This window comes from Methanoregula sp. (assembly GCF_041645475.1).
In the GTDB taxonomy this organism is placed as follows: domain Archaea; phylum Halobacteriota; class Methanomicrobia; order Methanomicrobiales; family Methanospirillaceae; genus Methanoregula.
Genome location: NZ_JBAZQA010000001.1, coordinates 305,988 through 328,054 on the forward strand (window position 1 = coordinate 305,988; position 22,067 = coordinate 328,054).

A 22,067-nucleotide genomic window follows, 5' to 3' on the forward strand; every position below is an offset into this window, starting at 1 on the left:
CGAAACCTCCTTTGTGATTATTGTCGATCCGCTGCCATGCGTCCATCCCCGGCGTTTCCTGCAAAACAGACGTCCTTTATCGGGATATGCTGCCTGGTGGCAGACGGTATCTCCACTTGCAGATCACCGTTGACCGTTGTCTGACTAATAGTTTTCTTTTTCTGGCAGAGGTATGTGGGGTCCATCAGGGATCAGGACTTGTTGACAGATTTCACACTGCAATCGATCTCCGGCAAAAAAATTTCAATCATCCCCCAACCCCCTGCATGTTTTTTTTTCGGCAGACCCTGGTACAATGGACTGAACCTTCACGCCGGAGAAAAGTGTTTACTGTGAGATAATTATCCTACTGTAGGATAATTAACCTACAAACGGCTGATTTACCAACACCCCCGGACCCTGCCTGAAATTTTTTCAGCAGACTCCGGTGCAAAAGGAATTGGATTATTGTTTCTGGAGTACGGTCCGGACAAGCGTATTGGTTGCCGGATCAGCAAAAAAACCAAGTGCGATCCCGCCACGTTCGGAAATCCGATACTGCCTCTCCCTCCTTTCATCTTCTGATACCCGTTCAAGAACAAGTCCTGCATCTTCAAGTGTCCGCATGAAGGTTGAGAGTGTCGCGTGCGTAAGTTCCGCGGCCGGCTTCCTACCGTTTTTGTATTTGACGGGCTGAACCGGGGGATCGCCCGGCTTTGCCCTCTTCACGCGGGTTGGGACATATACGGACCAGAGTTGTTTGTAGATATATTCCCGTGAAATCCATTGTCGGTGGCCAGCTTCCGTTATTTTCGGATTTGTCCTGAGGAGCAGGGCAAGGATAGTCTGGTAGTTGGGATTTTCCATCATCCCCTTAACCGATCGTTCCGGCAACGGGACACTCCTTGCTGTCTTTTCATCAAATGCGGAATAGACTTCCCCGCCAAGCCATGGCGCGAACGAGAGGAGCGCCATGCAGAGCGGTTTCGATCCGCCCGAGAGATCGAAGGTGAACCGGGCACCGGGATATTCGCGGTGGACCTTCATGAGGATGGTGTGGACGGAAGGGTAGGCTGGCGGGAAAACTGTTTCCCGGGAGAACGGGATGGCAAGCGATGCGGAGATCTCCTTCACGGCATCGACCGCATGACGGACCATAAGCCGCTGTTCCTCAATATCCGGATTGGACGAGTTTTCGTAGGTGGTGCTGTCCGCAAGGACGTACGTGCGGGTGATGGTGGGGAGGGTGCGGAAGATGGCCGGGTACGCGGTGTGGATGTTCTCGCCGGCGCTGATGATATGGACGTGTTCTTTCTGATCCATTGATTAGTGTCTGGAGTTATGGGTTAAATTGTTATTTGTTTATATTTCGACATAAATTTTTATTTTGTTTGACCCGGGTGCGATGAACGTTGCCGTTCCTGTCGGATTGCCCCGGTCGCTGATCGTAGCAAGAACGAGTATTTATACCATAGTTCAAAGACAGAATATATATTATGTAACAAAAATTGTTTGTTTGTTATTCTATAATATGTTATTTTTATTAGCTTACTTAGATGTTATTATAAACAAAATAAGTATCTTTTTATATCTATAAATTAAAGATTTTTTGGAGACTATTCCGGTCAGTTACCGTGCTGGAGCAGATTTTTGGGGAAAACCACCGTCAAAAGAGTTACGATATGACTGGATGGCCTCTGATGGAGAAAAAAATGACCGCAAAAACTGAACAGAAACCGGATATTGAATGCACTCTGAACATTAAAGTCGGCGAGTACGGCGTTGTTTGCCTTCCCAGCCAGGAAGGTTCCACAGGGTATCACTGGCTCCTCCCCACTATGCCGAACTGTATCAATCGCACAGCTGATGGATGGATCCCTGTGCTTCCAGGCCCCGTATTTCCCGGTGAGCCCGGCTTTCACTACTTTATATTCCGTGGTGTCACCAAGACCGCAACACCCGCCAAGATGACCTTCCAGCTGGTACCCCCGGTCGGGCACCCGATTGTCCAGACGGCTATCTGCACCGTCATCGTGACCCCGTAGGTTCCCCATCTCATTCTGGAGTTTCCCGTTTGAGGTGGCTGCACAAGGCAGGGTGAACTCCACCCTGCTCACTTCCTTAATGGAGATAATCCCTCCATGGAGATATGGTTTGCCGGGATAGGAGGGCAAACATTATTTTGCCATCCTCTCGGTTTCCGCGAGTAATTCCAGGTCTTGAGGAATTCCTGTTCAGGGTATTTCCGGTTACCCGGACCGGTATCCGGTTGCCGGTACCCTGCCAGATATCCGGAACAAGGAGAAGGCATGACTCAAAAGTACGATATTGAAGATTTAATTCTGAACTACGATCCCGAGAATCCACAGGAACGTTTCCTTTCCGCCGGTCTCGAAGGTGTCGCGTATGCAGCGGGTGAAAGACTGCCGGGCCCGGTCCCGTGGCCGGAAAAGACTGCACCGGTTGCAGCGCCGCTCTCAACGATACCCGCGGAGGACGAGGATCTGACAAAATTCAATGGGTACGATGCAGTCATTATGACCTGGACCGTTGCAGAAGCAGTCACCCTCGCAACCCTGATGTCGCCCGGATATTCCCTTTCACAGTGGTACCAGTACCGGCATAATGTAAACGAATATATTCCGCTTGTTACCGGGGCAAATGCTCCGTTCAATGATAGGAAATCCGAGCGTTATTATCACAGTCTTGGCCTGTATTTTCCCTGCAGGGTTGGCGGGGCACGGGTGTTGCTCATCAAGTCCGGGCTGCACCTTGACAAGGACGGGGAGAACCTGCCAATATCTCTCCTGATTAAAGATGTGATAGAAGCAGTCCGGCCCACCCTGTTCATAACTACGGGAACGGGGGGCGGGATCGGGACCGATGTGTTCCTTGGCGATGTTGTCATTGCCGGGAAAACCCGGTTCTATTGCACGAAGCAGTTCCGAAACGAGCCCTGGAAATCGGCGTCGTATGATACCTCCCCCCTGCCACCGGGTACGCTGTCTGCCATCACGCCCTCGCTGACAAAGGTGAACGCGGCAAAGATTGAAGGGGGCCGCCTGATTCCGGAGATCTGGTCCGGGGGTGAGGCAGTAATCGTGACAACCGATTTCTTTGGGTTTGACGATTCCACCAACTTTTATGGTCTTCAGGGACGGGGCCGTACCTGCGATATGGGCGATGCGATGGTAGGGCAGGTTCTTCAGCAGTACCCGAAAATAAAATGGTATGCAATCCGCAATGCGTCGGATCCCCAGATTCCCAATCCATCCGGAAATATTCACGAGGCTGAGAAGGTTTCGGCAGAGATCTATGTGAAGTACGGGGCTCTGACAACTGCAGCGAGTGTTATTGCCAGCTGGGCAGTCATCACCACTGCTTTCCCGTAAGGAAATGAATGACGGTTGGATTTCACTACCTCCCTCATAATTGGAGGATACCCGTGCAGGCAGCGAGCGTGTTGTTCATCGTGCCGGTGGCGGGGTGTATGAAGAAGAACAACCACATGATTATGACAGGGGGATTATCGCATGAGTGAAAAGGGTAACCGTAGTATCGCAGTTACAACTGCAGGATCATTACCTGCTGCAATTTCGGATTCTGGTGAACCGAATATGCATTCATTTGCGGTGGTTACCCCATGACTCTGTTCCGCTCAATGTTTGTTCTCATGATCGTGTGTGTCTGTATCCTTATGGTCGTGGGATGCACGACAAAACCGGCTTTGGAAAACCCGGCCGGTACCCCGACCCCCTCCTCCAAGGCGCTTTATAAGGTCACAATTGCACAACCCAATGGCAGTCATGCGGAATTTATGAAGATGGATTCCGATGTGTATAATGTTGGAGAAGTTGTTGAGTTTTATGTTGTAAATGAAGGACCAGAAACACTTACCTGTGCAAACACCCCGCCTTCATTCCGCATATATTATAAAAAAGATGATAATACTTGGGAGTATCAGACAGAAGCGGGTGAGACGATGTCCCCTCGCATCTCATATTTAAAACCTGGTGATTCTACGCGTTTGCGCAGATTAATTACCACCGATTGGACCCCCGGTCGTTATCGGATTGTTTTCGATGGTGGCATCTCCCGAGTGTTTGAACTTCGGGAAATTTCAAAATTATGAATCTATTGAAGAAGATATTTTTCATAGTGTGATTAAACGTTAAGAATAATCTTTCATTTTTTCGAAATAAATTACCGGGTGACTCCTTTTTTTGTATCCTTCATCGGCAAACCAGATGCTCCGGTTTTGTCCACCGTTTATTCCAGAATCTTTCCTGAATAGAGAGGCACTCTACACCTAAGAAAAAGGAGATCCATTACTATTATGACGTAGATCATAATGTGATCTGGCAGATTGCTCGAAGAATATTCCAACATCAAAGCAAAGGATTGTGGAGATTCTTAAAGGAGATTCCCGCGGATGGACCTACTCGGCACATACAATTTTCCCTGAAAAAAATCATTTCCTCGCGATCGTCACATATCCCGAGTGACTCACGCTCGTCGAAGGCCGGGTCCCCCTCTTCGACCGGGTCATCTCCCGTTCGATGAGTTCATGGGTGTGCACCTCGCGGAAGAGCGGGGTTGCTGCATCCACCACGATTGCCATCTGTTCCAGGAATGGCGTGTAGCACGCGAGGTACCCGCCGGATCGCAGCAGGGAAAATGCATGGGTCACGTGCTCGGTCTGGATCTGGAGATCGAGATGGACCACATCGAATGAACCCTCTGCATCAAGGAAATCCTTTGCAACTGCTTCGACGTTTGGCAGTTTCGCCTCGGTGATGTTCTTCATCGCGAGCGTGGAAAACTCCGGGCGGATCTCGTAGGTTTTCACGGTCTTTGCGACCCCGCCAAAATAGATGGCTGCAATCCCGCTGCCGGTCCCGGCATCGAGCACGTCATCGTTGTGGTTCATGCCGGTATAGGCAATAACAAGCCCGATGTCCTTTGGCAGCATCGGTGCGCCTGAACGCTTGCCGTATGCGAAGAAATCAGTCGGCCTCGGGATACGGATGACGAATGCCGATCCGCTATGGGTGGCAACAACGTCCCCGCCGTTTTTCCCGACAAGAGATTCAAGTTCGATCTGCCCTTTGTCGGTGCCGAGCTTCCCCGGCCCGGCTTTGACCCAGAATTCCCTGCCCTCTCCTGCGAGAAGGACCCGGTCGCCTGCCTCGATCATCACTGGGCCAGCTTCATGATGGCTTCAGCAATGTCGCCGTTGCATGCAATAAGGGCTTCCTTCGCCTTCTCCGTGGACACGTTTGCCTGCGCAGCAACCATGGTCACATCTTCTGCCGGGATCTCAACCTCTGCCGGCACGAAGCGGGGCTCACCCGTGATCTGGTAACTGGTGGCGCCCTGCATGGTCATTGCCGAAACCTCGGCTGAATCAAAGATCCAGTTGCCCTTGGGCGTCTTGATAACAATACTCTGCACGTCTTCAATCTGCTCGACATTCATGCCGAGCTTCTTCATCATCGCCTTCATCTGGCGTGGGTTGATATTTCCCGGAAGCATCCTTCTCACTACCCTGCCGTACTCTTACAGCTACTCCATAATTAAATGCAAGCATCCCGGTGCCTGAAACAACCGCTCCGCCGCAGGCTATCAGGCGATCATCTCCGGCAACGACGAGCACGTCATCGCCCGCGCGGATGGCCGGGTCTGCGCCGACAACATGCTTTGCAAACGCGTTCTTGCCCTGCGCCACGAACTCCGCCACATCATCCCGGATGACGACGCGGTACCCCGGGGCTGGGAGGAGGGCCTGGAGCCTGCGGGCCCCCTCCATGCCCAGCGTCAGCCTGCCATCCGATGCCCGGATCGTTGCGAGCCGTGCCCCCTCAAAGAGGATCTGCCGTATCCGTCCGGTGGTGGAGAGCATGAACCGGCACCCCTCCGGAAAGAGCCCGGCTCCGACGCCATTCCCGAACTGGAAATCAGCTATGACCTGAACCCGCCGCAGCGAACTGTTCTCCGAGTATCCTGTTGACACGATAAACAAACTCCTCTTCTGCTGTTTTCGGGATATACGCTCCCGCCGCGATCTTATGTCCCCCGCCACCGCCGCCATATTCGGCCGAGGCGTCGCTCAAGGCCTGCTGGAGGTCGATGCCCTGCTCTACGACCCGCTCGGTAGTCCGCATCGAGACCTTGGTGAGGTTCGTATCCTCGGGAACCTCGCACATGATCAGGATGGGCTTTTTGCTGTTGAGCTTCGAGAGGGCCATGCCGGCCCCGATGCCCACGATGGTGTCGGGATACCGTCCGCCAACGTGGAGCCACTGGAGGTTGTCGAGCTCCTTGACCCCGGTATCGATGATATACTGGAGCAGGTTTCTGATGATGGCCCGGTGGTTGTTGAGCATGTGCTCTGCATCCCGGTATGCCGGCCCCCGGTCGCCCCGGAGGATTGCGCCCCCGATCTGGGGTTTCGACCACCGGCCGCATGCATTGAGCATGGTTGCGTATTCCTGTGCATTCCGCAGCGGTGTCCGCGGGATCTCGTCGGGAAAGCCGTAGGTCTCCGCAAGGAGCCGGTCCACCGGATCGCCGTTGGCTATGAGCTGCTCGGCAAGCGCCGAGATGATCTTCCGACGGTCCTCGACCGCTATCTCCTCCCAGACAAACCACCGCCCGTCAGGAGTCTGCTGCCGGATGCCGAGTTTTTTTAAGAACTGACGGGTCCCCTCGGGATTGTTGCTGATCCCTTTGATGAACGGGTCATCGTTGTAGGCAAGCGAGAGGTGGACCGGCCGGGTTGCGGTGCCGTAACAGTTGAGATCCTTTTTCCGTACCTCGACATTCCCGCTCTTTATGCCATCCTCCACGATGATATCGCGGGCCGGGCCAACAAGGCCGCACTTCTCCCGCGCCATCATGTCGCCGACATTGCCCACGATCGCCAGCTTGGCAAGGTCGATATTGGCCCCGTCGAGCTCTTTTGCGATCAGGTAACAGACCCCGGCCGCACTCATGCGGGTGAAGCCGTACGGAAGGCAGTTGACCTGCGTGTAGGCAATTTCTGCGGGCTGGCTTACGTGGTGATCAACAATGATCACGTCTTTTTCCGTAAGACCGCGTTCCGCGAGCAGGTTCTGCTGGCCGGCACCAAGGTCAGAGAAGATCTTCAGTGACGGGTCGGAGGGAACCTGCGGCATGGTGAGGGGTTCGAGCTGGCGCACGAACACCGACTTGACCTTGATGCCCTGCCGTGAAATTGCTTGGGAAAGGACAGCCTCGCTGGAGATGCCATCGGCATCAATGTGGGAGATGATGGTAATTTCCGGTGCTGCCGCGATCTGCTCAGCGGCTGCTTTCACATCATCACAAAAACCCATTGCCATATATTTAGGGAGTTCATACAGATGAATTGTACGAACAATGCAACCAGAACGGTTTGGGGAATTTGTGGAATCCGGGCTCATCACCCCTGCCCGGATGAGGGTTGTTGATGCCAACGCAATGGCGCTTGGTGTCACCGGGCTGCAGTTGATGGAGAGCGCCGGGAGAGGGCTTTCCGAGCAGGTCCTCACGTATAACCCGGAACGGGTACTCATCCTCTGCGGGAAGGGTAACAACGGGGGCGACGGCATGGTTGCAGCCCGTTATCTCCAGCGCGGAGTAACAACGGATGTTCTGTATCTTGACTCCGGCACGCGGAGCAGTACGTGCGAACACCAGCTTCGTTCGCTCCGGCATGCAGCGGTCTCTCTTCACCCGTTCACGTGCAGGGATGATCTCGTTCCCTTCAAGCATCTCTTTTTAAAAGCGGATGTGATCGTGGATGCCCTGCTCGGTACCGGCATGACATCCGGGGTCCGGGAGCCGTTTGCCTCCTGTATTGCAATGGCCAATGGTTCCCCCGCGAAGATCCTTGCCGCGGACATGCCGACACCCGGCATACGTTTTGACCGGATCTGTGCTTTCCACCGGGCAAAGATGGCGGGATCGATGGTCATTGACATTGGCATCCCGGCCGGGGCCGAATGCGGTGTTGGACCCGGTGACCTTACCCTCCTCCCCTCACGCGACCCGAAAGCACACAAAGGTGTCGGGGGAACTGTTCTCATCATTGGCGGGGGGCCTTACCAGGGCGCCCCGTACCTTGCCGGGCTCGGTGCCCTCCGGGCAGGGGCCGATATTGTCCGTATTGCGTCTCCGGTGTTCGAGCCCATACCCGATCTCATCTTCGAGCGACTGAGCGGGGAGCGGATCACGGAGGATCATAGTGAGCGGCTCATCTCACTTGCCAGGAAAGCGGATGTGGTTGTTTGCGGGAATGGCATGGGCACGGAGAGCCATGCGGTGGTTCAGGCAATTGCCCCCTGGTGCAAAAAAGCGGTTTTTGACGCGGATGCCCTTCGTCTCCCTCTTCCCCGGGCCCGTGATGATACAATCTATACTCCCCATGGGGGTGAATTCACCCGGATAACCGGAACTTCCCTGCCGGAGGATGCTGTCGGGCGTGCCCGTGCAGCGAAATCGGCAGGGATTAACGGGACGGTTCTTCTCAAGGGGAAGACCGATATTATTACTGACGGGAACCGTGTGCGGTTCAACCGGACCGGCGACCCTGCCATGACGGTCGGTGGAACGGGAGATGTGCTGGCCGGTATTGCCGGAGCCCTGCTCTGCCAGCTTCCGGCATTCGATGCAGCCTGCATTGCCGCTTATGTCTGCGGACGGGCGGGCGAGGCAGTTGTTGCCGGGCGGGGCGGAGGCATGCTCCCCTCGGATCTGGTGGACAAGATCCCGGCGATACTATTCAGGAAAGGTGCATGATGCCGAAATTTACCCATATTGAAAATGACCGGGCACAGATGGTGGATATCAGTGGAAAAGGAGAAGTTGTGCGCGAGGCAACGGCATCGGGCAGGATTTACCTGCGGCCGGAGACCCTTGCTGCAATCCGTGATGGCAAGGTTATCAAAGGCAATGTCCTTGCAACGGCCCGGGTTGCTGCCACCATGGCGGTCAAAAATACTTCAGGAATTATACCCATGTGCCATCCCATCCCCATCAGCGCCATCACCGTTGACTTCACGGAGGAGACCGGGTATATCGAGGCCATCGTTGTTGTGAAGATGACCGGCAGGACCGGTGTGGAGATGGAAGCGCTGACCGGTGTTTCGGTTGCCCTCCTGACCGTCTGGGATATGGTGAAATCCGCAGAGAAGGACAAGGACGGGCAGTACCCCGTCACAAGAATCGAGAATATCCGTGTTCTTGAAAAGAAGAAAGGCAAATAACTCTCTTTTTCCCCGGTATCCGGGATGGTGTACTTTAATATCCCGCTAATCATAGTATATGGGAATGCGGGATCTCATCCCGTAGACAAGGAATGTAGCCCTCTTTGGGCCGAACCTTAGGAGAATACCATGGTAAAATCAATGTACGCCTTCGTCAGGGAGGCATGGAAAGTACCGGCAGACAGCGGAGTCAAGGAGCTCCTCTGGAACCGTATGCAGGAATGGCGCCGTGAAGGCAGTGTTGTCCGCATTGAACGGCCAACCCGCATTGACCGCGCACGCTCGCTCGGCTACAAGGCAAAGCAGGGTATTGCCGTTGCACGTGTCCAGGTCCGCCGCGGTGGCCGCCGGGCATCCCGGTACGTCCGCGCACGCCGTTCAGCACGGATGGGCAAGAACCACCTCACTGCCGGCAAGAGCATCCAGCGCATTGCCGAAGAGCGCGCATCCAAGAAATTCCCCAACATGGAAGTCCTCAACTCCTACTGGGTAGGACAGGACGGGAAGCTGAAATACTACGAGGTCATTCTCGTTGACGGCCACAACCCCTCAATCCGTGCTGACAAGAACCTGGCATGGATGGCAAACTCCACCCACCGCGGCCGTGCCGAGCGTGGCAAGACCTCAGCCGGTCTCAAGGGACGGGGTATGCTGACCCGAGGGAAGGGTACCGAGAAGACCCGCCCCAGCATCCGTTCGCATGCAAACCAGGGCAAATAATCTTATTCTCTTTTTACGAAGTCTCCTTTCATGAAGATCACCGATGCCGCAGTTTTTGTGCACCCGTCCGGTGACTCGTCAGTCCGCAGGATGGCTCTTGAAGCAAAGGCCCTTGGCTTTGACAGTATCGTTGCTATCGATGCACAGTCATGCGAATACGAGGGCATAACGGTCTGCTCCGGTCGCTGTATCCGCGATCATGCAATGCGTGACGTGATCGCCCGGGTCAAGCAGGCCCGGACTACCGATGCCGTCATATCAGTCCAGGCCGGAGATAACGGGTTCAACCGGGCCGCTCTCGGGCTCAAAGGCGTGCATATCCTCCGCGGGATCCAGTCTGCCGACAAGACAGCATTCGATCACGTGGCTGCCAAGATGGCCGCCGATAACCGCGTGGCTGTTGACCTGGATCTCTCGATCCTTGTTTCCGCAAGGGGCATAGCACGGCAGCGGGTGATCCATCGCTACCTGGATATCCTGGTCCTGGAGCAGCGGTTTGAGTTCCCGCTGACCATCTCATCCCAGGCCAGATCCATTCTGGATATGCGGTCAGTCCGGGAGATTACGGGGCTCTGCTCTCTTCTCGGCATGGATACGGATGATGTTGCACGGGCGCTGGGTGGTATCGGGCTTCTCGATACTCCAGCCCCGGCAGCCGTGAGGGTGATCGGATGAGCGTCCGGCCGCCAACCCTGCGGGAGAACCGGCGCTATATCCTTGCCCGGGTTCTGCCCGCCGGTACTCTCATCGATCAGAAAGAGCTCTATTACACGATAGCCGACGCAGTCACTTCCCTCTGGGGGGACGGTATGGCGGCCGTCATCACCCCGGCGGTTGTTGCCGCTGAAGGCGATTTTGTTTTCATCCGGTGCCGGCGCGGGACCGAGCGGGAACTCGCGATAGCACTCTCGACGGTCACCGGCTGCCGCGAGACCCGGCTGGCCCTCCGTATTCTTGCCACCTCCGGCACGATGGAGAGCCTGCGGGAGCGGATCCGGCGGACTCCTCCGCCACAGGCTCCTCATGCAGATGAACCTTCAGGAGAGCCAGAATCCCCAACACATCCTGAACCCTGCCAGGGTCCCCCGGCAACGGTCAGGGAATACCCGATTGGTGGCAGTGTGTACACCGTTGCATATTGTGACGGTCAGAAAGTTGATGTAATTGAAAAGGGATTTAAAAATACACACCGATTGTTCTTAACAAGACAGGATCTGGAGAAATTTTAATGCAACCACAATACCAGATGGGATACGACCGGGCGATCACCGTTTTTTCACCCGACGGAAGGCTCTACCAGGTAGAGTACGCCCGTGAAGCAGTAAAGCGCGGGACAACCGCAGTCGGCATCAAGGCAAAGGACGGCATCGTCCTCATTGTTGACAAACGCGTCAGCTCGAAACTCCTTGAGGCCTCGTCCATTGAGAAGATCTTCAAGATTGACGAGCACATCGGAGTTGCGTCCTCCGGCCTTGTCGGCGATGCCCGTGCCCTCGTTGACAGAGCCCGGGTGGAGTGCCAGATCAACCGCGTCTCGTACGACGAGCCGATCGAAGTTGAGGCCCTCTCCAAGAAACTCTGCGATCATATGCAGTCGCTCACCCAGTACGGGGGCATCCGCCCGTACGGTACCGCTCTCCTCATCGCCGGCGTCAGCGATGGCGAATGCCGGCTCTTCGAGACCGACCCCTCGGGAACGCTTCTCGAGTACAAGGCAACCGGTATCGGCATCGGCCGGCCCGCAGCCATGAAGGTCTTCGAAGAGGAGTACAACCCGGAAGCCGTGATAAAGGATGTCATCCTCCTCGGCCTCAAGGCACTCCACTCGGCCACGGAAGGCAAGTTTGACCAGGACCAGGTCGAGATCGGCGTGATAGGCAAGGAGAACCCGGTCTTCCGCAAGATGAGCCGGGAAGAAGTGGCCTCCTTTGTCGAGCAGTTCAAACCGTGATCTTCCATGATTCCGCTTGAACGGGCAGTTGTAGCGCGGCTGGAAAGTTTTGGCGAGAAGTTCGAGATCCTCGTTGACCCGAACCAGGCTGCACTTGTCCGGCAGGGGCAGCCCGTCAATATTGAGGACGTGGTTGCGGCCCTCAATGTCTTTGGTAATGCCTCCAAGGCTACCCGCGCTTCCGATGAGATGCTGCTCAAGGTCTTCCACACAACCGACTTTGATACGGTTGCCCGGAAGATCATCGAGAAAGGGGAGATCCACCTCACCGCCGATCAGCGCAGGCACATGGTCGAGGAGAAGCGGCGCCAGGTCATAAACTTCATTGCAAGGAACGCGATCAACCCGCAGACCGGTCACCCGCATCCGCCGCTGCGCATCGAGCGGGCTATGGATGAGGCCCGGGTAAATATTGATCCCTTCAAGCATCTCGACGAACAGGTCAAGGAGACGGTCAAGGCCCTGCGCCCCCTGCTCCCGATACGGTTCGAGGAACTCCGGCTCGCTATCAAGATCCCCGGGGATTTCGCTGCCAAGGCGTATGGAGATATCGCTGCCGGCTCGACGATGGAGAAGGATGAATGGCTCAAGGACGGGTCATGGGTCTGCGTTGTGCGCATCCCCGCCGGGATCCAGGTTGAGTTCTATGATCTCATCAACAAACTCACCAAAGGCGAAGGACAGGTCAAGATCCTCAATCAAGTATATTAGTTCCGGGGACAAATAAGAGAAGACAAAATTGGGGTTACCCATCATGGCAAGTTCATCAACTCATAAGGCAAAAGGAAAAGTCACCGGCAGTGCAGGACGTTTCGGCTGCCGGTACGGACGATTTGTGCGCAAGCGAGTATGTGAGATTGAGAAGATCTCAGGTGCGCTCCACCGCTGCCCCAAGTGCGACATGGATTCTGTTGCACGCAAGGGAACCGGTATCTGGGAATGCCGCAAGTGCGGATACAAATTTGCCGGCGGCACGTATACGCCGGTCACCCCGGCAATGAAGATCGCGCAGCGCGCGATTGACCGTTCGACCGAACAGAACAGGAAATAAGCGGACAGGATTATGGCAAGCACATACAAATGCGCACGGTGCAAGCAGAAGGTTGAGATCGACGTCAATGTGCGGTGTCCCTACTGTGGTCACCGGATTCTCTTCAAAGAGCGCGGCGCGGCTATCAAGGAACTGAAAGCCCGTTAATCCCGTGCACTGCCAGACCGGGTTTTCCCCGGAAATACGCATATTTTCATTTGTTGATTCTCCCTCCAGAGGGTATCCTATGCCACACCATGAAGTGATCTTCCGGTTCACGACGTCCCGGGCCGGCCGGATTCTCCGGTCGCTTGAACCCGAGCTTGCCGATGAGGTGAACCCCCGGTCCCGGGTCGGGTGCAGGCTTGACGGGCGCGATACGCTCGTCCTCACGGTCGAAGCTGACGACACCCCCTCCCTCCGGGCGGCCCTCAACATGTACCTGCGCCTCGTGAACGTTGCCGATGAGATGCAGCAGGTGGGTTCCGTTCAGGAGGATCGTGACGGAGTCGGGGAATAACTCTTTTTATCGATAGCAACCGATAGTGATACAGGAGTTTCATATGAACAACATTTCACCCAAGATGCAGAACCAGCTCGCCATGCTCCAGCAGATCCAGCAGCAGCTCCAGACCATCCTCCAGCAGAAGGCCCAGTACGAGATGGCCGTCCGCGAAGCAAAGCGGGCAGAGGAAGAGATCAGCGATGCAGCGGATGACGCTGTCATGTACATGACGGTCGGCACGGTCATGCTGCAGAAGAAGAAAGCCGATGTATCTGCAAAACTTACCGAGAAGGTCGAGACGCTCGAACTCCGGATCAAGTCCCTTGAGAAGCAGGAGAAGATGCTCCAGAGCAAGTTCGAGCAGATGCAGGCCCAGCTCAAGGCAGCATTCGAGGGCAAGGGCGCCCCGACTGCGGCATAACTTTTTTTAAAAAAATCCGTCTGTGACGTCCCACCCCTGTTACTGACAAGGGTAATATTTCACAACTTCACCGGTCATTGCATCGACCGAGACCCGCCCGCCCCGGTGATCTTCCCAATTGCCCCGGGTGTTCTTCACAAACAGGAGTTCCAGGTCGACATTCCAGACAACTCTGTTATTATCGTCTGACATGACCGTAAGTTGGGCAGAAGTCTTATTCCCGGTGATATTGGTTATCTTCGTTGTATCGATAACATATCTGGTCGCGGTTTCGATCGCCTGTTCTTTCCCGACTCTAGCCGGTTCGACCTTTGCGGAAGGCTTGTCCCGTGCATGATACGATATGACCCTGCCGTCCGTGTTGACCGATACATGGACCAGGTTACCGATGCTGATTCCCTTGTCCTGCTCATTCCATGTGAATGAGTACTCGACACCTGAATCGCCGTGGTCAAGTAATTTGGATTCCATCAGCTGCATATTTCGCGAATTGAAATTGTGGTAATTGCGTACAGCACATTCCCGGGCGTATTTTTCAGCATGTTCCAAACTCAGATTGTTTTTTCCTGTCATCGGGACCGAGAGAAAAAGGGCGCCGCTTACAAATCCTGTTGCCGGATCTATGGTGAAATGATCCCTGCCCACCAGGTAGGTTTCATAAGATTCACCCAGGATGTTTGTATTTGTCTTATCAAATACAACGATGGCATCCGGGTCACCGATAAAACTGCGGATGGATTCTGTTGGGTCCGCGGTGTTTTTTGCCGTGAAAGGTCCGAGCCCGGCAGCATAGGTAATAAAACCGGATATAACCAGTATCAGAACAATTCCAATGATCACGTGGGATCTTCTTTTCATTCAGCACCTTATTGTTGACAATTATGTATTGTACCATTGACCAAATTTATATTTTATAATTACTATATATAAAGGAACCGGCATCAGGAAAAATGGGTAGTAATCACCTCTTCATAGTAATGGAATAGTCCGCAGAATTGTTGTCCCAGGAGATACTGCCGCGAATAATGCGGCGTTCACGTATCATGATGATCGTTATCCGATAGAAATTATGGAAGGATGACCGGAATTCAGGAAAGAACCGGCTGATGATTGAACGGATCTTTTTTGGTAAAATCAGGGAGAACCGGTCCGATTCCAGAGGTTGATCGCGTTCACAAATGCCCCAATTGCGGCATAATTTTTTTCACCTGCCATAAAACCCAAACACTCATCGTATTCCGGGTACCAGTCCTGATATGAGTCCCCTGGCAGATTTCCTGGCAACGAAACCGGCCCACCGGCTTCTTGTCATCAAGACCGCTGCCGACCATGCTTCCCGCGCCCACAAGGGGCAGATGCGAAAGGACCGGCGGACGCCGTACATCACCCACCCGGCCCGTGTGGCAGGTCTGGTCGGGACATTCAATGGCTCACACGTTGCCATCATTGCTGCCTGGCTCCACGATGTATACGAAGACTGTTCACCCGAGTGGCTCATAAAAACGGACGAGCTTATCGAGAGTCTCCCGCTCCCTGCCGATGAGCGGAGGGAGATAGCGGCGATTGTCGATGCCATGACGAAAAGGAACACGATTTACGGGAAAACCGCCCGGCTCTCTGACAGCCTCGACCGTATACTCGATGCCCCCCCGGAGGCAACGCTTGTCAAACTCTGCGACCGGATCGACAACCTCCTCGACTCAGCGGACCGGAACGGCAGGTTCACGAAGCGCTATCTTGCTTCGACTGATGTGGTGATCGACAAGCTCTCTGTCCGGGCTTCCCTGTACGGGTACGATGCGGCGCTCGGCATCCTGGTGCAGATCCGGCATGCCAACCTGAAGAAACTTTGAATGCAGAGCGGGCGCGAGTAATTCTCCCGTGGGGTAGGGAAAAAGCCGGCTGATAATTATTACCGACCGTTATTACGGATCCAGTTTGCAAGAAGGACCGGGTGGCCTACCAGCGAGGGGAGATACATGCAGTTCACCTGGCAGTCTTTACAGAACGGCATCGTACCCCGTACACTGCGGATCTGCCTGGCTTTCTTACCATTCCAGTGCTCTTCGAGCGGCATATCCGTTTTTATCGAGAGGAGTGTCTTTGGAGGGCAGGGGAGGCTGACACTTCCATCCGGTTTGATCGAAACAACGGTCTGGGCAGCCCTGCAATGAATGAAATCATTGAACCCGCCGGCTGCCTGCATCCGCTCAAAATCGGGATCGAACCGGACACAGCCGTACTCCCTCCGGAGAGTGCGAAGCTGTTCTATTGCGGAATGGGCATTGCTGACTTTGAGGGACTCATAGTTGATGGTGTCGAACTCTTCGCGGGGGGATCGCTGGACAAGGGAGAAGTAGACATTGATCCCGAGGTTGTGAGCAAAAGCAGCGGTTTTTTCCGCGTGCTGGAATGTTTCCTTTGTCAGCGTTGAGAAGAGAATTGGCGAGAGGCCGGCATCCACTGCATCCCGGATGTTCCGGCTCACGAGTGCGTAAGCGTTCGGGATGCGGCGGGTCCGGTTATAGGATTCTTCGTCCGCAAGAAAACTGACGGCCGGGGCATCGATTTTATGGAGCCACTCCGAGTTTACCTGTTTCCCGAGGAGGAGACCGTTGGTTACAAGGCCCGTAAAGTATCCCAGTTCACAACACCGTGTGGCAAGCAACCCGATATCGCTGCGCATGAGGGGTTCTCCCCCGGTAAAAGAGATCACCCGGCAGCCGAGACGGTAACTCTCTTCCAGCCGTTTTTCCATAACCTGTGTTGCAGCTTCTTCCGGAATGGGGTTGAAATCCGGAATATTGCAGAATTCGCAGCGGAGGTTGCACCGGAATGTCACTTCGCAGGAAACAAAGAACGGGCGGGTTTTTCTGGAGAGGCCGAAAGAAAAGCGGCAGAAATCCACGAAATGCTGCGTCAGGACCGGGATCATGATCTGCTAGTATGAGCAGGCCATAAAACGTAAAAAAGATATCGAAAATACGACGACAAAATGGAGATGTTCCCCCGGGCTTAAATGCAGTCAGAAAAGTGGGGGAACGGGGTTTTACGCCCGGTTGACCAGGTTGATCGCGTTGACCAGGGCCTCGACCGAGGAGAGTACGATGTCGTCGCCGCTCCCGCTTGCATCGAAGATCTTTCCGTGCTCGTCCTCTACTGCGATAGTGACGTGGCACATCGCGTCCGACCCGCCGGAGATAGCTTCGATGGCAAACTCCTTGAGCAGGAGTTTTGAGGGGGTTATCCCGAGGATCGCGTTCAGCGCGGCATCGACCGGGCCGTTGCCTACCGCGGAGAAGACATGTTCCTTCCCGTTTACCATTGCCCGGACGCTGGCGGTCGGGATGGCATGGTTGCCGGTCATGATCGCGATGTCCTGGAGATCGAGCATCTTGTGATTGAGCTCAATACCCATCACGCTCTCGGCGATCTCATACAGGTCTGCATCGGTGACCCGCTTGCCGCGATTCGCAATCGCTTTCACCTTCTCGATGATCACTTTGAGCTGCGGATCGCTCGGGGTTATGTGGACGTCAGCGAGCATCTGCCGGACCGCATGGTGTCCCACGTGCTTTCCCAGGGTCAGCCTCCTCCGGTGTCCCACCATCTCCGGTGTCATGATGCCCGGCTCGAAGGTAGCCGAGTTCTGGAGCACACCGGCCGAGTGAATGCCACTCTCGTGCGAAAAGACATTCTCCCCGACAACCGGCTGGATGGGCGGGATGGCAAGACCGGAGAACCGGGAGACAAGACGCGAGGTTTCGACAAGGCGCTCCTTTGCAATCCCGGTCTTTATCCGGTACATCGACTCCATGATCATCACGGTCTGTGCAAGGTCGGCATTGCCGGCCCGCTCGCCAATCCCGTTCACGGTCACCTGCACCTGCGAAGCGCCGGCTTCGACCGCCGCGATGGTGTTGGCAACCGCGAGGCCGAAGTCGTTGTGGCAGTGGACATCGATCGGGCACCGGACCTCTTTGTTGATGCGCGCAATCAGCGTCCTCATAGCGGACGGGGAGATGACCCCGACCGTGTCCGGCACGTTGATGATCGTTGCCCCGGCGTCCGCGGCAACCTGGAACACCTCGATAAGGTAGTCCCAGTCCGTCCTTGTGGCATCCATTGCTGAGAACATGCAGAGCTCGGAATGCTTCCGGATATAACCGATGATATCGGCAGTTATCTCAAGCACTTCCTTGCGGCTCTTGTTGATCGTGTTCTCCCGCTGGATATCTGAGGTCGGGATAAAGACATGGACCATGTCGACATTGCAGTCAAGGCAGGTGTCCACATCGGCTTTCACGGAGCGGGCAAGCCCGCAGATCTTCGCTTCAAGCCCGAGATTTTTGATAGCGCTTACCGTCTCTTTCTCGGCTTTCGAAGATGCAGGGAACCCTGCTTCTATAACATGTACGCCGATTGCGGAGAGCTGGCGGGCAATCTCGATCTTCTGTTCAAATGTGAATGCAATACCAGGGGTCTGTTCTCCGTCACGTAATGTGGTGTCAAAAACAGTTACTTCTTCACGAGCTGCGCTATGGGTGAAGAAAACGATCCCCCGCAAAATCCTTGCGAGTACTCATACAAAATACTGGACATGCGAATTATTTAAACAATCGCTGCACCACGAACAAATCCAGGATGAATTCCCGGGTGAAAACGGTGCGTCTTACGATATGTTTAATAAGAAACTTGCCATACATTAGTAGCGCAGTGCCCCGCCTTAACTCAGCCTGGTAGAGTGCGCGGCTGTAGTATGGATTACCGTTATAGGTAACTGCGCGGCTACCGCGATGTCCCCGGTTCGAATCTGGGAGGCGGGATTACTGTAAAAATGCCCAGGTAGTGTAGTGGCCTATCATGATTGCCTGTCACGCAATCGACTCGGATTCGAATTCCGACCTGGGCGTCCACTACCATTTTTTCTGAATTCTTAACTCCGATTGTTGCGTATTTTTCCTCATGTGTTTGGGCATATCCGGTGTCCGATCCTCCTTGCCCCCGTTTTTGTGCAGATTTTCTCACAAAATCAGACATGATACGTTGGAACTGATCCCCTCTGACTCTATTGGACAGGGGATGGACCCCCGGTCATCTCGATCATAATGGGGGGGATCACCCCCCGGTTAACATTTTTCAGAAGGGGGGGGTAGATGGGGAGTCCCCCCACCTCATTTGTGAGTAGGGTCCTGTTTTTCATGGTTTTAATCCGGTACTTCGCGTGGAATCATCGTCGGAGTGAAGTACGGTATAATCCCATCAGAAATGAGTTGGCTCCTTGGAATCTCTTACGGGAGAGGGGGCGTATCCCCCCTGGTCACGCAGATCATGGTGGGGGGGTCACCCCCCGGTTAACATTTTTCAGAAGGGGGGGTACCCCCCCTTATGTGCCTGAAAGGTTTGCGACTCATCTGTCTGCAACCTCCTGGAAATAAATAAGAATTTTTTTTTTAAAAACACTTCAGCCCGGGTGAGCTGGTATAGGAAACCAGGTTTATCGGTACAGGTCCGGTATGGCTTTATCTCCGGAATGAATGGACATTAAAAAAGATTAACAGGCTGTTTTTGGCTGGAGAAGAAGACGGCCACGGGAAGTGAGCCGGAGAACGATCTCGCTGCTGGATTTCCCCCCGTCGAGATAGCGCTTGGAGAGGAGGATTCTGACAGCGGACCGTACGCTGTTCTCGCTGTGATTGGGCTGCAACGCATGAACTACATGACTTATGTGGCAGCCCTGCTTGTCGGCAACTGCCTGGAGAATGTCGATGTGCGTGGGGGTAGGCACAAAGACTTCGGGAGTTTCGTAGGTGATTTTTTCCATAATGCGTCCTGGTGACCGGAAAAACCCAGATGGTTTTTGATTCTGCTGAACGAATCACCGTAATATTATAGGGTGTATGAGATGAAGTAACCATGCCTCATTTCGCCCGGGATACCCGTCGGATCCGCGGCGTTTTCCCTCACTCGGTCCGGGCGGTATCTTCTCTTTTTTAGAACAACCCAGAGAACGTCTGTTCATTTCAGGTGACCTGAACGCCATAGATCCCGCTGGCAATCCACCAGGTATCGTCAACGGCCTTTCCATACATCAGTTTTGGGACCGGTTCCGTTCTTCCTGCCATAGTATCCGTAACCATGGCCCGGGTAAATCCGGTCCCGTTCGTTATCGCATTGATGTTCATGACCGTGATCTTTGATCCATAAGGATCGGTAAAGGTCAGCCAGTTTTTCCCGACAAGATCCTTCCAGAACGGATCGGCAAGGACCGTCCCGTTGAAATCCTCTGCCCAGACAAAGAGACCTCCCGAGACAAACTGCCCGTGGGGGTTGTTTATTTCGGCAAGGGTCTTCTCCTTCCCGTTTGCTTTTGCATAGATGACCGCCCGGTCAACAAGATCGTAGAGATCCGTGCGGGTCTGGTTCCGCAGCGAAATGCCCGTCAGGTTGCCCTTTCGGAGCTGTTCGTACTCCGGCACAATGATACCGGAGAAGACCCAGTACGTGTCATCCACGGGGAGGGCATAATCGATCTTGGGTGCATAGGCGGTCTTCCCGTCGTTTGTCACTGCCGCTACCGTGTACGAGATGCCCCCACCCTGGCGGGCAAGGTCCCGCATCTCCCGGATCGTGGTCACCCCGTCGGGGTCGTGGTAATTGATCAGGTTGATCCGCGTGTTCGCGGCATCGGGGGTTAAGGAACTTGCCAGCACGGTACCATTGTAGTCCACGGCCATGATTGTCAGTTCCCCGTCAGCAAATTTCCCCTTCGGGTCGTTGAAGGAAGCGAGTGCAGCCTCCCTCCCGTTCTTCTTTGCATAGGAGACGGCATCGCCGACGAACTTCGTGAGATCTGCCGTTGTGTATGCCCGGGTTGCCGGGCCGATTGCCGTTGACGGGTAGATCATCCCGGATCCGGCATAGGTGCCGGCCCCGACATAATACGTGCCATCAACGTCGGCAACAACCGAAAGTTTACCCCGTATGGTATGGTTGTCCACCATATCCGGGTAATCGTAACTCACATATCCGATTCCGTAGCCGGCCGTCTCTTCCAGATTTTTTACCAGGGGGGTGCCGTACCGGTCGGTCATGTTCCGGATATTGGTCCCGACAATCTCCGGTTCGAATGGTTCGGCAAGAGCGGTACCGTTATAATCCTCGGCAAAGATGTAGATCCCGTTCCTGACAAACGAACCGTCCGGGTCATTGAAGGCAGCAATGGCTTTCTCTCTTCCATTGTTCCGTGCATACTCCCGGGCATCCTCAACGATTGCGATCAGTTCCTGCGGGGTGAGTTTGCCACCCGTGGCGGGTATCGCCGTCACGTTCTTGGAGACGATGCTGTTCTTTTCGTCCATCCGTGACGTGTTTGTGCAGGCTGCAGCGAGAAGAGCGGCAGTGAGGATGAGGGCCAGGAGCAGGGCATGCCATCTCATAGTCAATCGTATTGATTGTAGTGTAAGAAATGTGTTTTCTTTTTCGTCATTCTCTGAAATCCGGCGGGGGGGAAGACACCGGGGGGGTTTTTAGAGGGAAAATAGCGTTTATTTATACTATCCTGCCGAACGTTTCCTCAATGTTGGAACTGATTGTCGCAAAGATCAAAGGATTCCTCTTAAATCCCGTAGAAACGTTCCGGTCCTCCCGGGAGGATACGTCAGGAACAGTCCTTGCGTACTTTTCCGCCCTCCTTGTACTCGATGCTGTCCTGACCTCCGCGGTCACGGTTCTTGGCATCGGCTTTCTCGGGGCATTCGGGCAGTATCTCCCCCATGCGGGCCCATTTCTGCCGGTAGTTATCTTTCTGCTGGTCCTTGTCGGAGGACTTGTGTGGGCGCTCATCATCAGTGCCTGGATCCATCTCTGGGTCTTTATCTTCGGGGGACGCAAAGGGATCTTCCAGACGGTCAAGGCGGTTCTTTACGGCCTGACCCCTAGTCTCCTGTTCGGCTGGATCCCTGTTATCGGATTCTTCTTCACCCTGTGGGCAATCGTTCTTGAGATCCTCGGCATCCGCGAGCTCCAGGAGATAAGTTCGGGAAAAGCGATCCTTGTCCTGTTCATTGCCGTGATGATCCCAATCTTCCTTCTCATCGTGCTGGCACTGTATCTCATGGTGAATGTCCACAGTATCCAGACAACGCAGGTTGTCTCTTCAGCCCCCGTTTAATTTTTTGCCGCTGCATCGG

26 protein-coding genes and 2 tRNA genes are annotated in these 22,067 nt (G+C 54.5%); 18 read left to right on the forward strand and 10 right to left on the reverse strand.

Translation table 11 applies throughout. The annotated features are described in order from the left end of the window. Nucleotides 1-444: 444 nt before the first annotated feature. A complete protein-coding gene (locus WC598_RS01440; RefSeq protein ID WP_372959682.1) occupies nucleotides 445-1,302 on the reverse strand; it encodes a hypothetical protein in 858 nt (285 codons plus the stop codon). 389 nt (nucleotides 1,303-1,691) lie between these two features. Here WC598_RS01440 and WC598_RS01445 point away from each other — a divergent pair, with 389 nt between their 5' ends. The 3 genes from WC598_RS01445 to WC598_RS01455 all read left to right on the forward strand — a co-directional run bounded on the left by WC598_RS01445 (nucleotide 1,692) and on the right by WC598_RS01455 (nucleotide 4,111). Continuing rightward, the gene (locus tag WC598_RS01445) at nucleotides 1,692-2,024 is read left to right on the forward strand and encodes a hypothetical protein (protein ID WP_372959683.1); all 333 of its coding nucleotides are present in this window, start codon (nucleotides 1,692-1,694) and stop codon (nucleotides 2,022-2,024) included. Nucleotides 2,025-2,288: 264 nt separating this feature from the next. After that, a complete protein-coding gene (locus tag WC598_RS01450) occupies nucleotides 2,289-3,371 on the forward strand; it encodes a hypothetical protein (protein WP_372959684.1) in 1,083 nt (360 codons plus the stop codon). Between the two features lie 251 nt (nucleotides 3,372-3,622). Continuing rightward, nucleotides 3,623-4,111, forward strand: a complete 489-nt coding sequence (locus tag WC598_RS01455) for a hypothetical protein (RefSeq protein WP_372959685.1) — start codon at nucleotides 3,623-3,625, stop codon at nucleotides 4,109-4,111. 339 nt (nucleotides 4,112-4,450) lie between these two features. Here the strand turns inward: WC598_RS01455 and WC598_RS01460 are convergent, their stop codons facing one another. Genes WC598_RS01460 through WC598_RS01475 form a run of 4 tightly spaced genes read right to left on the reverse strand, consistent with a single transcriptional unit; the run spans nucleotide 4,451 to nucleotide 7,337 of the window. Then, nucleotides 4,451-5,176 carry a methyltransferase domain-containing protein gene (locus tag WC598_RS01460; protein ID WP_372959774.1) on the reverse strand — a complete coding sequence of 242 codons (726 nt, stop codon included), beginning with the start codon at nucleotides 5,174-5,176 and terminating at the stop codon, nucleotides 4,451-4,453. After that, the gene (locus WC598_RS01465) at nucleotides 5,176-5,514 is read right to left on the reverse strand and encodes a nascent polypeptide-associated complex protein (RefSeq protein WP_372959686.1); all 339 of its coding nucleotides are present in this window, start codon (nucleotides 5,512-5,514) and stop codon (nucleotides 5,176-5,178) included. The genes WC598_RS01460 and WC598_RS01465 overlap by 1 nt, the downstream gene beginning before the upstream one ends. After that, nucleotides 5,438-5,992: a PUA domain-containing protein gene (locus WC598_RS01470; RefSeq protein WP_372959687.1), complete on the reverse strand. Its 555-nt coding sequence runs from the start codon at nucleotides 5,990-5,992 to the stop codon at nucleotides 5,438-5,440. Before WC598_RS01470 ends, WC598_RS01465 begins: the two co-directional genes overlap by 77 nt. Continuing rightward, nucleotides 5,937-7,337, reverse strand: a complete 1,401-nt coding sequence (locus WC598_RS01475; protein ID WP_372959688.1) for a DHHA1 domain-containing protein — start codon at nucleotides 7,335-7,337, stop codon at nucleotides 5,937-5,939. Before WC598_RS01475 ends, WC598_RS01470 begins: the two co-directional genes overlap by 56 nt. A 43-nt stretch (nucleotides 7,338-7,380) precedes the next feature. Between WC598_RS01475 and WC598_RS01480 the strand changes: the two genes are divergently transcribed. The 11 genes from WC598_RS01480 to WC598_RS01530 all read left to right on the forward strand — a co-directional run bounded on the left by WC598_RS01480 (nucleotide 7,381) and on the right by WC598_RS01530 (nucleotide 13,875). Further along, entirely contained in the window at nucleotides 7,381-8,781 is a 1,401-nt protein-coding gene (locus tag WC598_RS01480) for an NAD(P)H-hydrate dehydratase (protein WP_372959689.1), read from the forward strand. Next, nucleotides 8,781-9,248, forward strand: coding sequence for a cyclic pyranopterin monophosphate synthase MoaC (gene moaC / locus WC598_RS01485; RefSeq protein WP_372959775.1), 468 nt, complete (start codon nucleotides 8,781-8,783; stop codon nucleotides 9,246-9,248). Before WC598_RS01480 ends, moaC begins: the two co-directional genes overlap by 1 nt. Before the next feature lie 129 nt (nucleotides 9,249-9,377). Then, on the forward strand, nucleotides 9,378-9,968 hold the full coding sequence (locus WC598_RS01490; RefSeq protein WP_372959690.1) for a 50S ribosomal protein L15e: 591 nt from the start codon (nucleotides 9,378-9,380) through the stop codon (nucleotides 9,966-9,968). Nucleotides 9,969-9,998: 30 nt separating this feature from the next. Beyond that, a complete protein-coding gene (locus tag WC598_RS01495; protein WP_372959691.1) occupies nucleotides 9,999-10,643 on the forward strand; it encodes an RNase P subunit p30 family protein in 645 nt (214 codons plus the stop codon). Continuing rightward, entirely contained in the window at nucleotides 10,640-11,197 is a 558-nt protein-coding gene (locus WC598_RS01500) for an Rpp14/Pop5 family protein (protein ID WP_372959692.1), read from the forward strand. The genes WC598_RS01495 and WC598_RS01500 overlap by 4 nt, the downstream gene beginning before the upstream one ends. After that, complete coding sequence (psmA, locus tag WC598_RS01505; protein ID WP_372959693.1) at nucleotides 11,197-11,919, forward strand: archaeal proteasome endopeptidase complex subunit alpha; 723 nt, start codon at nucleotides 11,197-11,199, stop codon at nucleotides 11,917-11,919. Before WC598_RS01500 ends, psmA begins: the two co-directional genes overlap by 1 nt. Before the next feature lie 6 nt (nucleotides 11,920-11,925). After that, nucleotides 11,926-12,630, forward strand: a complete 705-nt coding sequence (locus WC598_RS01510; protein WP_372959694.1) for a ribosome assembly factor SBDS — start codon at nucleotides 11,926-11,928, stop codon at nucleotides 12,628-12,630. A 43-nt stretch (nucleotides 12,631-12,673) separates the two neighbouring features. Further along, on the forward strand, nucleotides 12,674-12,970 hold the full coding sequence (locus WC598_RS01515; protein WP_372959695.1) for a 50S ribosomal protein L37ae: 297 nt from the start codon (nucleotides 12,674-12,676) through the stop codon (nucleotides 12,968-12,970). 12 nt (nucleotides 12,971-12,982) lie between these two features. Beyond that, complete coding sequence (locus tag WC598_RS01520) at nucleotides 12,983-13,117, forward strand: DNA-directed RNA polymerase subunit P (protein ID WP_012107386.1); 135 nt, start codon at nucleotides 12,983-12,985, stop codon at nucleotides 13,115-13,117. A 79-nt stretch (nucleotides 13,118-13,196) separates the two neighbouring features. Beyond that, entirely contained in the window at nucleotides 13,197-13,469 is a 273-nt protein-coding gene (locus WC598_RS01525) for a KEOPS complex subunit Pcc1 (protein WP_372959696.1), read from the forward strand. Between the two features lie 43 nt (nucleotides 13,470-13,512). Further along, on the forward strand, nucleotides 13,513-13,875 hold the full coding sequence (locus WC598_RS01530; protein WP_372959697.1) for a prefoldin subunit beta: 363 nt from the start codon (nucleotides 13,513-13,515) through the stop codon (nucleotides 13,873-13,875). Nucleotides 13,876-13,914: 39 nt separating this feature from the next. Here the strand turns inward: WC598_RS01530 and WC598_RS01535 are convergent, their stop codons facing one another. Further along, nucleotides 13,915-14,733 carry a PepSY domain-containing protein gene (locus WC598_RS01535; protein WP_372959698.1) on the reverse strand — a complete coding sequence of 273 codons (819 nt, stop codon included), beginning with the start codon at nucleotides 14,731-14,733 and terminating at the stop codon, nucleotides 13,915-13,917. A gap of 398 nt (nucleotides 14,734-15,131) precedes the next feature. Here WC598_RS01535 and WC598_RS01540 point away from each other — a divergent pair, with 398 nt between their 5' ends. After that, nucleotides 15,132-15,728, forward strand: a complete 597-nt coding sequence (locus WC598_RS01540) for an HD domain-containing protein (protein ID WP_372959699.1) — start codon at nucleotides 15,132-15,134, stop codon at nucleotides 15,726-15,728. Between the two features lie 59 nt (nucleotides 15,729-15,787). Here the strand turns inward: WC598_RS01540 and WC598_RS01545 are convergent, their stop codons facing one another. Both WC598_RS01545 and WC598_RS01550 read right to left on the reverse strand, forming a co-directional pair. Then, nucleotides 15,788-16,810, reverse strand: a complete 1,023-nt coding sequence (locus tag WC598_RS01545) for a radical SAM protein (RefSeq protein ID WP_372959700.1) — start codon at nucleotides 16,808-16,810, stop codon at nucleotides 15,788-15,790. Nucleotides 16,811-16,924: 114 nt separating this feature from the next. Then, nucleotides 16,925-18,442: a 2-isopropylmalate synthase gene (locus WC598_RS01550; RefSeq protein WP_372959701.1), complete on the reverse strand. Its 1,518-nt coding sequence runs from the start codon at nucleotides 18,440-18,442 to the stop codon at nucleotides 16,925-16,927. A gap of 153 nt (nucleotides 18,443-18,595) precedes the next feature. Between WC598_RS01550 and WC598_RS01555 the strand changes: the two genes are divergently transcribed. Both WC598_RS01555 and WC598_RS01560 read left to right on the forward strand, forming a co-directional pair. Then, nucleotides 18,596-18,701 (forward strand) — tRNA-Tyr (locus WC598_RS01555). A gap of 13 nt (nucleotides 18,702-18,714) precedes the next feature. After that, nucleotides 18,715-18,787, forward strand: a tRNA-Asp gene (locus tag WC598_RS01560). Between the two features lie 642 nt (nucleotides 18,788-19,429). Here WC598_RS01560 and WC598_RS01565 read toward each other — a convergent pair. Beyond that, nucleotides 19,430-19,699: a hypothetical protein gene (locus WC598_RS01565; RefSeq protein WP_372959702.1), complete on the reverse strand. Its 270-nt coding sequence runs from the start codon at nucleotides 19,697-19,699 to the stop codon at nucleotides 19,430-19,432. A 199-nt stretch (nucleotides 19,700-19,898) separates the two neighbouring features. Further along, entirely contained in the window at nucleotides 19,899-21,314 is a 1,416-nt protein-coding gene (locus WC598_RS01570) for a cache domain-containing protein (protein WP_372959703.1), read from the reverse strand. Between the two features lie 140 nt (nucleotides 21,315-21,454). On the opposite strand from WC598_RS01570, the gene WC598_RS01575 reads away from it, so the two are divergent. After that, the gene (locus WC598_RS01575) at nucleotides 21,455-22,048 is read left to right on the forward strand and encodes a YIP1 family protein (protein WP_372959704.1); all 594 of its coding nucleotides are present in this window, start codon (nucleotides 21,455-21,457) and stop codon (nucleotides 22,046-22,048) included. Nucleotides 22,049-22,067 lie beyond the last annotated feature (19 nt).